The 11,796-nt window shown below is 39.5% G+C and carries 13 protein-coding genes; 12 read left to right on the forward strand and 1 reads right to left on the reverse strand.

What is annotated here, in order from left to right:
- The first annotated feature begins 110 nt into the window (after positions 1-110).
- From FTT92_RS01725 to FTT92_RS01755, 7 genes are all read left to right on the forward strand, one after another.
- A complete protein-coding gene (locus tag FTT92_RS01725) occupies positions 111-1,514 on the forward strand; it encodes an amino acid permease (RefSeq protein WP_180171272.1) in 1,404 nt (467 codons plus the stop codon).
- A 344-nt stretch (positions 1,515-1,858) separates the two neighbouring features.
- Entirely contained in the window at positions 1,859-2,068 is a 210-nt protein-coding gene (locus tag FTT92_RS01730) for a lipoprotein (RefSeq protein ID WP_372491094.1), read from the forward strand.
- A 24-nt stretch (positions 2,069-2,092) separates the two neighbouring features.
- Entirely contained in the window at positions 2,093-3,337 is a 1,245-nt protein-coding gene (gene lysA / locus FTT92_RS01735; protein WP_180171273.1) for a diaminopimelate decarboxylase, read from the forward strand.
- A gap of 13 nt (positions 3,338-3,350) precedes the next feature.
- A complete protein-coding gene (gene dapF / locus FTT92_RS01740) occupies positions 3,351-4,196 on the forward strand; it encodes a diaminopimelate epimerase (RefSeq protein ID WP_180171274.1) in 846 nt (281 codons plus the stop codon).
- An 84-nt stretch (positions 4,197-4,280) separates the two neighbouring features.
- Positions 4,281-5,114, forward strand: coding sequence for an enhanced serine sensitivity protein SseB C-terminal domain-containing protein (locus FTT92_RS01745; RefSeq protein ID WP_180171275.1), 834 nt, complete (start codon positions 4,281-4,283; stop codon positions 5,112-5,114).
- Between the two features lie 71 nt (positions 5,115-5,185).
- A complete protein-coding gene (locus FTT92_RS01750) occupies positions 5,186-6,109 on the forward strand; it encodes a tyrosine recombinase XerC (protein ID WP_180003344.1) in 924 nt (307 codons plus the stop codon).
- A 279-nt stretch (positions 6,110-6,388) separates the two neighbouring features.
- Positions 6,389-6,760: a hypothetical protein gene (locus tag FTT92_RS01755; protein ID WP_218948490.1), complete on the forward strand. Its 372-nt coding sequence runs from the start codon at positions 6,389-6,391 to the stop codon at positions 6,758-6,760.
- A 465-nt stretch (positions 6,761-7,225) separates the two neighbouring features.
- Here FTT92_RS01755 and FTT92_RS01760 read toward each other — a convergent pair whose 3' ends face one another.
- Positions 7,226-7,720 (reverse strand): Lrp/AsnC family transcriptional regulator, encoded by a 495-nt coding sequence (locus FTT92_RS01760; RefSeq protein WP_078190405.1) that lies wholly within the window; start codon positions 7,718-7,720, stop codon positions 7,226-7,228.
- A gap of 113 nt (positions 7,721-7,833) precedes the next feature.
- Between FTT92_RS01760 and FTT92_RS01765 the strand changes: the two genes are divergently transcribed.
- The 5 genes from FTT92_RS01765 (at position 7,834) to FTT92_RS16645 (ending at position 11,763) form a co-directional block, all read left to right on the forward strand.
- Positions 7,834-8,439 (forward strand): LysE family translocator, encoded by a 606-nt coding sequence (locus FTT92_RS01765; protein WP_180023307.1) that lies wholly within the window; start codon positions 7,834-7,836, stop codon positions 8,437-8,439.
- Positions 8,440-8,965: 526 nt separating this feature from the next.
- The gene (locus FTT92_RS01770; RefSeq protein ID WP_180171276.1) at positions 8,966-9,718 is read left to right on the forward strand and encodes an electron transfer flavoprotein subunit beta/FixA family protein; all 753 of its coding nucleotides are present in this window, start codon (positions 8,966-8,968) and stop codon (positions 9,716-9,718) included.
- Between the two features lie 18 nt (positions 9,719-9,736).
- Positions 9,737-10,669 carry an FAD-binding protein gene (locus tag FTT92_RS01775; protein WP_111883923.1) on the forward strand — a complete coding sequence of 311 codons (933 nt, stop codon included), beginning with the start codon at positions 9,737-9,739 and terminating at the stop codon, positions 10,667-10,669.
- Between the two features lie 565 nt (positions 10,670-11,234).
- Entirely contained in the window at positions 11,235-11,516 is a 282-nt protein-coding gene (locus FTT92_RS16640; RefSeq protein WP_257223216.1) for a hypothetical protein, read from the forward strand.
- Complete coding sequence (locus FTT92_RS16645; RefSeq protein WP_257231547.1) at positions 11,494-11,763, forward strand: hypothetical protein; 270 nt, start codon at positions 11,494-11,496, stop codon at positions 11,761-11,763. The genes FTT92_RS16640 and FTT92_RS16645 overlap by 23 nt, the downstream gene beginning before the upstream one ends.
- The last annotated feature ends 33 nt before the right edge of the window (positions 11,764-11,796 follow it).

Raw genomic sequence — 11,796 nt, forward strand, 5'->3', positions numbered from 1 at the left:
AATTAATTTTGTCACTTAATCCGAAAATATAGATGATGAAAAATAATTTTGTATTTTCTGAAATTTTTACGTTAATTTGTCGCAATTGGAACGCGAAGTTGAATTAAATAATGTCAAATGAAATTCATGGATCGCACGCTGATAGCGGCGATTTGAAACGAAGCTTGTCCAACCGACACCTGCAATTGATTGCGATTGGTGGTGCGATTGGTACAGGTTTATTTATGGGGTCAGGAAAGACCATCAGTTTAGCTGGTCCGTCCATCCTTATTATCTATATGATTATTGGTTTTATGGTTTTCCTCGTCATGCGTGCATTAGGCGAGTTATTACTATCAAATCTTGAATATAAATCTTTTATCGATTTTGCAACCGACTTAATCGGCCCGTGGGCAGGTTATTTTGTGGGTTGGACCTATTGGCTGTGCTGGATCACTATAGGGATTGCTGATTTATCGGCCATCATTTATTACCTGCAATTCTTTAATGGAGGTAACCCGTTCTCGCCGGAAGAAGGGGTGATGATCAGTGTTGCCGCCATTGTATTTATCATGGGGTTAAACCTTGTTACGGTTAAACTTTTTGGTGAATTAGAGTTCTGGTTTGCACTGATTAAGATTATTGCAATCGTGGTGCTTATTGGTGTTGGTCTTTGGATGATCTTTACCGGTTTTACCTCATCGACAGGTGAAATCGCATCATTCACACATTTATGGTCACATGGTGGTCTATTCCCAACAGGAGTAACTGGCTTCTTGGCAGGTTTCCAAATCGCCATTTTTGCCTTTGTCGGCGTAGAACTCGTGGGTACTACGGCAGCAGAAACCAAAGATCCAGAACACAACTTGCCTAAAGCTGTGAACTCGATTCCGATTCGTATCATTATTTTCTATGTGCTGGCACTTGTGATTGTGATGTCCGTTACGCCATGGAATGACATTGACCCAAGCATTTCACCATTCGTGAACTTGTTTAGCCAAGCCGGTATTGCTGCTGCTGCGATTATTATGAACTTGGTTGTGTTGTCATCAGTTATGTCATCGATGAATAGTGGTGTGTTCTCGACTTCACGTATGTTGTTTGGTTTATCTCGTGAAGAGCAAGGTCCAAAAGCGTTTGGCCGTCTAAACTCACGTGCAGTTCCGGCAAATGCGTTGTATTTCTCGGCAGTTTGTTTGCTGTTAGGTGCTGCATTACAGTATTTCGTACCGAACACTGTTGAAGCCTTCACTTTAGCAACTACACTGTCGACGATTTTATTTATCTGCGTATGGCTCATGATTATCTGGAGTTATATCGTTTACTATAAAACTCGTCCTGAGTTGCATGCGAAATCAACCTTTAAACTACCGGGTGGTTTATATACCTGTTGGCTCGTGATTATCTTCTTCATCGGCATGATTTATGTCTTGTCGCTAGAAGCAGATACCATGAAAGCGCTCATGGTGAGCCCAATTTGGTTCATCATTTTGATTATTGGTTATTTTGGTTTTTATAAGAAAAAGCACCATTAATTTACATTTTTGAACTGATGTAAAAACATAAAAAGCTGCTCCTGAGGGGGCAGCTTTTTTATTTGAATATGGATTTAATTTACACTAATACACAGTATTCATTAGTGCTAATAGAAGTATAAAACAGCATTCAAATTGATAAGCTATTTCAGTGAAATCAATAGCCTGATCGGTCTAGAAAAATACACAAATGTGGTTTGAAAACAGCACCATTAAATTTTGCTTAAATTTAGTGCAGAATGGCAAAAAGCTCACTTGGAATTACAGGGCTTTTCTTTTATCCGCGGGTTGATCACGTTATACTCGGAAAAATCTTTTCATTAGGTACGTTTATGTATCGTTTTATGAATTATAAAATTATTGTATTAGCAAGTGCTGTGCTGCTGACCGCTTGTGGTCAGTCTGGTGCCTTACATTTACCTTCAGATGCAAATGCAGATAAGCGCGCAAAATATCTGATTTATCCAGATACGCCGGCACAGCAAAAGCAGGAAAAACAAGCGGCTCCTGTTGCAACTGAATCGGAATCTTCAAATTCTAACCCTACACCTTAATGCTTTTATAGAAAGGATACTTTCATGAGTTTCACCCGTACGAATGGGGTATTGCATGCAGAGCAATGTTCTTTACAACAGCTTGCACAGCAATATGGCACACCGCTTTATGTTTATTCAAAAGCTACTTTTGAAAAGCATTATTCAGATATGGATCGTGCATTTAGCTTTATCGACCATCAAATTTGTTTTGCGGTAAAGTCAAACTCTAATCTTGCGGTGTTAAACGTACTTGCCAAGCAGGGCGCTGGTTTTGATATCGTGACGGGTGGTGAACTCGCACGTGTATTAAAAGCCGGTGGTGAAGCTTCTAAAATTGTATTCTCTGGTTTGGGTAAAACTGAAGCCGATATCCAAAAAGCGTTGGACGTGGGTATTGCATGTTTTAACGTTGAATCACATGCAGAGCTAGATCGAATCCAAAAAGTTGCTGCGGCAATGGGTAAGAAAGCACCGATTTCATTGCGTGTAAATCCAGATGTGGATGCTAAAACGCATCCTTATATCTCTACGGGTTTAAAAGAAAATAAATTCGGTATTCCTTCAGACAGCGTTTTTGACACCTATGCGTATGCGGCGTCTTTGCCAAATCTTGAGATTGTCGGGATTGATTGCCATATCGGTTCACAGTTGACTGAAACTCAGCCTTTTGTTGATGCACTTGATCGTGTCATTGTGATGATCAATCAACTGAAAGAGATGGGTATTCACCTAAAACACATCGATATTGGTGGTGGTTTAGGCGTAACGTACAAAGACGAAGTTCCGCCTACCGTTGAAGAATATGCTCAGGCAATGCGTCCGGCTTTAGAAAAATTAGGCCTTAAGGTGTATATGGAACCGGGTCGTAGTATTTCTGCAAATGCAGGTGTGTTGTTAACCAAAGTTGATTTACTCAAACCGACCAATCATCGTAATTTTGCCATTATTGATGCCGCAATGAACGACTTAATCCGTCCCGCTTTATATGAAGCATGGATGGATATTCAGGAAGTAACACCTCGTACAGATGCAGAAAAGAAAGACTGGGATGTGGTTGGCGCGATTTGCGAAACCGGCGATTTCCTAGGAAAGCAACGTCAGTTGGCGATTCAAGAAGGTGACGTGCTTGCAGTATTGGGTGCGGGTGCTTATGGTTTTGTCATGAGTTCAAACTACAACAGCCGTGGACGTGCTGCTGAAGTGATGGTTGATGGTGATCAGTCTCATTTGATTCGTGAGCGTGAAACCATCGAATCATTATGGGAACGTGAACGTTTATTGCCTTAAGGAGAAATTCGAGATGTTATTAGAATTTACCAAAATGCATGGCCTTGGCAATGACTTTATGGTGGTCGATCTAATTAGCCAACGGGCTTATTTAGATACAGTGACGATTCAGCGTTTGGCCGACCGTCATTTTGGTATTGGTTTTGATCAGCTTTTGATTGTAGAACCACCTGATTTACCCAATGTCGATTTTAAATATCGTATTTTTAATGCAGATGGTTCGGAAGTTGAACAATGCGGTAATGGCGTACGTTGTTTTGCGCGCTTTGTGCATGAACGTAAGTTGACCAGCAAAACCAAAATCAAAGTACAAACCAAGTCAGGTATCGTAGAGCCGGAATTAGGTACGAATGGTTGGGTGCGCGTTAATATGGGTTATCCACGCTTTTTGCCGCATGAAATTCCATTTATTGCGGAAGAGCCTGAAAACTTATACGACATTGCATTGGCGAATAATGAACAGCTCACCATTGATGTGGTGAGTATGGGTAATCCGCATGCAGTGACGATCGTTCCTGATGTCATTACCGCAGACGTTGCTAAAATTGGTCCACAAGTCGAATCGCATGAGCGTTTTCCACAGCGAGTAAATGCTGGCTTTATGCAAATCGTAGATGAGAAACATGCACGCTTACGTGTATTTGAACGTGGTGTCGGTGAAACGATGGCCTGTGGTACAGGTGCTTGTGCAGCGGCAGTATCAGGTATGCGTCGTGGCTTATTAGCCAATTCGGTCGAAATAGAGTTGGCAGGTGGTAAGCTGCAAATTGAGTGGCAAGAAGGTGGTGTGGTCTGGATGACCGGACCAACCGCAACAGTTTACGAAGGACGCTTAGATTTAAGTTACTTCCAAGGTTAAACTCCAAGCCCTGATTCATTCAGGGCTTTTTTCATAAAATAAAAAGTGAATAAAAAATTATAATTCAATGGGATTGGAATCAACATGGAACAAATAAACGAAGAAATAAAAGAAGAAATCTTAGAGCAACTTTTTCATAAAGCTTTACATGAACCTGCGTATCGACCCGAATTTTTAGCTCAATTATTAGCGGCCAATGTGTATTGTGTGGGAACAACAGGGGGACGTGATTCACGTATTGCCGAAGCTTTGATCTTGGATGAGGGTGGCAGTGTTCAATTGAAATCATGGGAAGATGAAACTTATGATTGCGTCATCCCGTTTTTTACTTCTTTGGAAAAAATGCGGTTGGCAATATCTGAAGAGGATTCGTATATCCGGCTACCAACCAAGGCATTATTTGAAATGACCATTGGGGCAAGGCTTGTATTGAATCCACAATCACCTGATGCGACGAAGGACTTTGTACCAGAAGAAATTCAACATTTGCTGAACGGGCAGTATATTAAGCCCTCAGAAAACTATGAAGTTACGGAAGATACGGAAGTTTTAATTGGTCAGCCGGCGGAATATCCGCAGTTTATGATTGATCAATTAAGCATTTTTTTTGGCACAGAGCGTGTGGTAAAAGCTGCCTATTTGGCGCAAATGTTGAATGAAGCTCGAGATGATTCACCAACTTTGTTGATCGGACTAGATTTAGAAGCAGGGTTATCTGAACAACAAATTCAAGATTTGCACAGTAAAATTGGTCGTATCACACAGGACAGTTTAAAAGAGCAATGCCCAGTGGATTTAATCCATGTCAATCCACACAGTGTGGATGGTGTAGAAGGGTATTTGCTTAATGAAACGCAAGCTTTTTACCAACGTGTTGATGGTAAGCCTAAGGGGTTCTTTGCTAGACTCTTTTCATAAAACAGATATGTAAGATCGCTTTAGTGAACGTACCGCAACGCTAAAGCACATGTTGAAATGGGAGAAGACAGATGACGATGGATCAGAGTCAACTACTGACTATGTGGTTGAAGGAACGTGAAATTCAAAATCAGTCTAAACATACATTGCAAGCGTATGAGCGTGATGTCAGTGATTTTCTCCAATTTTGTACAATACGCAACTTGCCACTGCATGATGTTGAAAAGTCAGATCTGCGTGAATTTGTTGCTCATAAAGTGGAACAGTTTCAGCTCAGTCCAAGTAGTTTGCAGCGCATGTTATCTTCGATACGCCAATTTATGAAATGGGCAGAACAAGGAAATTATCTCAATTTTAATCCTGCAGATGATTTTCAGCTCAAACGCCAATCACGTCCTTTACCTGGATTGGTCGATATTGAAACCATTAAACAAATCATGGAACAGCCCGAGCCGGAAAGTGAAACTCAACGGCAACTTTGGATACGTGATAAAGCGATTTTGGAGTTGCTCTATTCAAGTGGCTTACGTTTGGCAGAAGTGCAGGGCTTAACCATTCGAGATATTGATTTTAATCGCCAACTGTTACGTATTACGGGTAAAGGGAATAAAACGCGCATTGTACCTTTCGGTTCTAAAGCCAAAGAGGCTGTGATGCATTGGTTGCAATTATATCCTGCATGGCATGGTGATTTTGTCCCAGAAGCCCAAGTTTTTATCACTCAAAAAGGTAATCCACTGGGGGTAAGACAAATAGAAAATCGAGTTAAATTTCAAGCTCGACGTGCAGGTGTAAATGTCGATTTACATCCGCATTTATTACGACATTGCTTCGCTAGCCATATGTTGTCCAATAGCGGTGACTTGCGTGCTGTACAAGAAATGTTGGGGCATAGTAATTTAACCACTACACAAATTTATACCCATGTGGATTTTGATCGATTGGCACAAGTTTATGATCAGGCCCATCCAAGGGCACAGCATAAAGATTCGTAACAATTGCAAAAACGACTTTGGTACTCAGTGGTCTAAATTTTGCTTAAATACACAGGCTAGATTTCACATTTTGTATCCTAAAATGGTCTACTTCATGAAAATTAAATAAGGATGTGAAAAAATATTGGTAAAATTGACCGACATTTTGAACTATTGTCGCATTATAAAAATTCAAATTATCGGGTATAAAAATTGTCCATTATTGAATTGACGTAAGTGCTGAAGTGAAATTCGCCATTTACTAAATTGCTGTACCGTTAAAAATATATAGGCCATACCATGATTTCAGATATTCAAGAAAAATATGACCAGTTAAATGGTCAGCAAAAAGAAATTTTTGTAGGATACGGCTTACGCCAAATCAAACACTTTGTTGAAATCAGTTTACCTGAAGTAGAAGCTGTATTGCCTGAAGGTGCGCAGCTACAAGGGATTAATGCCGATGGAAAAGTTCAGGCGTTTAATGCGGCGACGGGACAATACTTTATTTGGATTTCGGATAAACAATGGCAGCTTACCAATAAAGCAACTGCTAAATTTGACAGTAAAGAAGATGCCCTCACCATTTGGCGTATTTTTGATTTGGCAAAGTATGAACTTATTGACCTAAGCCACATCCATCGTGACTTTTTGGAAAATCAGCCAGCCTAAACCATTGGTCAAATAAACAACTCAAGGGCTATCTTCATTGGATTTGGATGTTTAGCCCTTATATCACTCGCTCCATGACATGTTGAGATGCTTGTGAGCAGAGCGTTAGAGTGTTAATCTTCTTTGCATAGCTTAGTTGCTTAAACAAAAATTTCTAAATGCCAATCCGTTTTGCTGCTTAGTAATTCAATTCGTTTAATTTTGATAGCGAGAGCCTGTCAATCCAATCAATGGTTTTCCTACTTGAGCAATTGAGCTCAAAGACCTCCTAGATATTTCCCATTTAATTGCTGCAAATGTGCCGCAAATTATTATTTTTCTTTAATTAAAATATAAGTAAATACCGCATAGCTAGGTTTTGCATTCGAGGCTGTGAAGGTAATCCGTCACTACATTGCCAAGCTTGTAGTATCAGCCTCGTCGTTTCTGATGCTTGAGTTGTTCCTTGGCAGATTAATTGTGTGGTTATAAATCTTCTAACGGTAACTGGAAGCTTTGTTTAATGATTTGGCTAGGTAAATCAGTCTTTACACTGGTGATGCCATTTTTCTTGGTTAAGTGAGTAGACTGAAATTTACGGTAACTTTCTAGGTCAGGCACCACTACTTTGAGCATTGCATCGCACTCACCCAAAATAATGTAGCACTCCATGACTTGAGGAAGTTCTTTCATCGCTTCGATAAAAGTATCGATGGTTTCAGCATCTTGCCCAGTCAACCAAATACGAGAGAATAAAATCAATTGAAAGCCAATCTTTTGTGGATCGACCACGGTGGTATAATTCTGAATCACACCTGCTTCTTCGAGTAATTTGACCCGACGTAAACAAGAAGAAGGCGAGAGTCCAATTTCCTTGGCTAAGTCATTATTTTGCATGCGGCCATTATTTTGAAGTGCGCGAATGATATTTTTATCAATACGATCTAGTTTAACTAGAATTGACTTAGAAGATGTCTTCATAAAATAGAATATAATTCTAAAAATAATATCTATTATAGAATATTTGATATCCTATTTTAAAGCGATTCAAACATACTAATTTTACTTTCAGGACATAGAAAGGGAAAATTGAAATGTCTGTATTTGCTTTGTTTGCCTTAACGGTAATTCCCCTTATTTTCACACCAGGACCCGATATGCTTTTTATCCTGTCACAAGTGATGGGTAAGGATGCAAAAGCAGGCATGATGGCAACAGTAGGTGTGTGTTCAGGTTATTTGGTTCACTCGATTTTGGTGGCATTGGGTATTGCTGCGATTATCGTGTCATTTCCACTACTCTTTGAAACAATCCGCTGGTTGGGGATTGCTTATCTTTTATATTTGGCAACGCATTTGCTGCGTTCAGTATTTAGCAGTAAAAAATTAAGTATTGAGAAAAAGTCAGCGTCCAACCCGATTAAAAAAGGCTTTTTTACGGCTTTACTGAACCCGAAAGGAATGTTGATATATTTTGCAATTTTGCCGCAATTTATCGATAAATCAGCGAATACTGTGAGCCAAGGTTTGATTTTGTCCTTCATTTTTATTGGGCTGATTTTTGTGGTGTATTGTAGTTTAAGTGTGGTCTTTGCACGTATTACACAAAAAACTCAAATTGATGAACGCAAACAAAAGTGGATCGATGGTACATCAGGTGGTTTATTGGCTCTTGCTGCGACGTGGCTAATTGCCAATTAAAACAGCAAATGTAAATAGAAATAAATGCTTTAACTAAAACCTTCGTGAAAGCGGAGGTTTTTTTAGATGTGCTGAATATCGACACATATTAAGAATAAGAAAGAGAGAAAAACACGCCAATTAGCTTCGGAAAAGTGAAATTAGCGCTAAATTCATTATGCTTCTATCTTAAATGACAAGTTTAGATATGTTGCCGAATGTGTAGAGGGAAAGCTCTATTTCAGAAAGGTTGATCGAAAATTGATATTAAATCAGATCTTTTGATGAGCTAAATCAAGTAAAAAAATAATAAAAATCAATGCTTAAAAAATAACTGAATAATGCGTTTTTTTGAATAACTGAAGCATTCTTTAAAAAATGTGAACGATAAGTTCAAGGAAATTACGCTTTTTTACAGGTCTTTCGATAATTGTGACTTGACCGAAATGCCGTACACATTGCAAGATAGGGCACCTAAAAAATTTAAAGTGAAGAGTTAATATAACTTTTCTCAACATTTACATTTGCTAAAACAGCCGAGGATTACATGAAGGCTCTTGTTGCTGTAAAACGTGTGGTTGATGCCAACGTTAAAGTTCGCGTTAAGCCGGACAACAGTGGTGTTGACTTAACGAACGTTAAAATGTCAATTAACCCATTCTGTGAAATCGCAGTGGAAGAAGCGGTTCGTTTAAAAGAAAAAGGAACTGTTTCAGAAATCGTTGTTGTTTCTATTGGTCCTAAAGAAGCTCAAGAACAAATCCGTTCTTCTATGGCGCTTGGTGCAGACCGAGGTATCCTTGTTGAAGCTGACGACAGCCAGTTAGGTGCACTTGAAGTTGCAAAAATCCTAAAAGGTGTTGTAGACGCTGAACAACCTCAATTGGTCCTTCTTGGTAAACAAGCAATTGATGACGACTCTAACCAAGTTGGTCAGATGCTTGGCGCGCTTTTAGGTGCTGGCCAAGGTACTTTCGCTTCAGAAGTTAAAGTTGAAGGCGACAAAGTACAAGTGACTCGTGAAATTGACGGTGGTTTACAAACTGTTGAACTTGCACTTCCTGCAATTATCACCACTGACTTGCGTTTGAATGAGCCACGTTATGCTGCTCTTCCAAACATCATGAAAGCGCGTAAAAAACCGCTTGATACTAAGTCACCTGCTGATTATGGCGTTTCACCTGCGACTAAGCTTAAAACTGTTAAAGTTGAAGCTCCTGCAGAACGTAAAGCGGGCGTACAAGTGAAGTCTGTAGACGAGCTTGTAGATAAATTGAAAAACGAAGCGAAAGTGATCTAATACAGAAGGATAAAAATCATGAGTATTTTAGTTATCGCTGAGCACGACAACAAAGCACTAAATGGTGCAACTCTTAACGTTGTTGCTGCAGCGCAAAAAATCGGTGGTGATATCACTGTATTAGTAGCTGGTTCAGGCGCTCAAGCAGTTGCAGACCAAGCAGCTAAAGTTGCGGGTGTAAGCAAAGTATTACTTGCTGACGACGCTGCTTATGCTAATCAATTGGCTGAAAACGTTGCTAAATTAGTTGCTTCTATCGGTGCGGGTTACACTCACATCCTTGCTGCTTCTACGACAACGGGCAAAAACGTACTTCCACGTGCTGCTGCGCTACTTGACGTAAGCATGATCACTGACATCATTGCTGTTGAAGGTCCTAAAACTTTCAAACGTCCAATCTATGCAGGCAACGCGATTGCAACTGTAGAGTCTGGCGAGTCTGTTGTAGTTGCGACTGTTCGTGGTACTGCATTTGATGCTGTTGCAAGCGAAGGCGGCTCTGCTGCAGTTGAAGCTGTTGCATCTACTGGTGATGCTGGTATTTCTAAGTTCGTTTCTGAAGAAATCGTGAAATCTGAACGTCCAGAATTAACAGCTGCGCGTATTGTTGTTTCAGGCGGTCGTGGTGTTGGTTCAGGTGAAAACTATCACACTGTTCTTGATCCATTAGCGGACAAGCTTGGTGCTGCGCAAGGCGCATCTCGTGCAGCAGTTGATGCTGGTTTCGTACCAAACGATATGCAAGTGGGTCAAACAGGTAAAATCGTTGCTCCTGACTTGTACATCGCTGTAGGTATCTCTGGTGCGATTCAGCACTTGGCAGGTATGAAAGAATCTAAAGTGATCGTTGCGATCAACAAAGATGAAGAAGCGCCAATTAACTCAGTAGCTGACTACTGGTTAGTGGGTGATTTGAATACTGTTGTTCCAGAATTAGTATCTAAAATCTAATTTCTGAACACAGTTCAAGACGCTCCTAAGCTGATGGCTTAGGAGCGTTTTTTATTGCGGAATGAATAGTCTGGTAGATCTTCTTGATCATGCGTAATCGATTAACCATACGTGAATGTACATAAATATGCATTGCACTTTTATTTTTCATATTTATGAGAGTGGTGGATTCTTAATTTCGTACTTCAAAATTCTTACGATATTATTTCTTGTTGTCAGTATTAGGCACTACTGTAGCGTAAGCTAAACGTATGTTGAAACTTAAATGGTAAGTAAGCAGGAGCAATCGCTTGGTAATAGGATGGAAATTAATAAATTATAAAAAATACAAAGATTTAAAATAAAATAATAAAAATTTATCTTTCAAGTTTGAATCTCAAACTTAAAGCAAGCTTAAAGGATTGTATATTTTGTGTTAACATTGCTTTTTTATTGAACTTGCCTTTTAGGCGGAGTCTCCCTTTGAAATTTGATTTTCAGTTACCAGTCAGTGTATTGGTGCTGATGATCTGCTGTTTACTTTTTTCCTGTTTTACAAAGTATCTCTTTTCCTTTATTTGATGGAATGACTGTTACAGCAGTTGAATCGGTCCAAGCATTGTTATTGCTGTTTTTTGCGATTTATACTTTTTTCTATATTCGACCACTTGAAATGCAAGATGGAAAGAAACAATTTTGGTTGTGGGCTGTCGCATGGTGGTTGTTGCTATTTGGTCGCAGTATTAGTTGGGGGCGTGACTATTTTCCTGATGTGCCTAAACCGTATTTTCGTTTAATTTCGGTATTCATGATTGCACCAGTCGTCTTTATGCTATTTTCGCCTTATGCGTCAAGAAATTGTACATAAACTAAAAACCTTGGCTTTGCCAATTTGGCCATTCGGCTTGGTGATATTGGGCTTATTTATTTCTGATGCAGTTGAGCATAGTCGAAGTCTTAGTTTTTTATTTTTGTACGATTTGGCTTATAAAGATTTCATCAAAGAAGTTTATGAATTTCCGCTTATTTTTGGTTTGTTTCTAACAGCATACCCATGGTTGCAGCATGATCATGTGCCTCAAGAATTAGAGGTCATGCAATATCATAAAGAGTGATTTTTATCACATTTATGCCCCTAAATTTGAAGC

It is taken from the genome of Acinetobacter sp. YH12023, from assembly GCF_013420135.1.
GTDB lineage: Bacteria > Pseudomonadota > Gammaproteobacteria > Pseudomonadales > Moraxellaceae > Acinetobacter > Acinetobacter amyesii.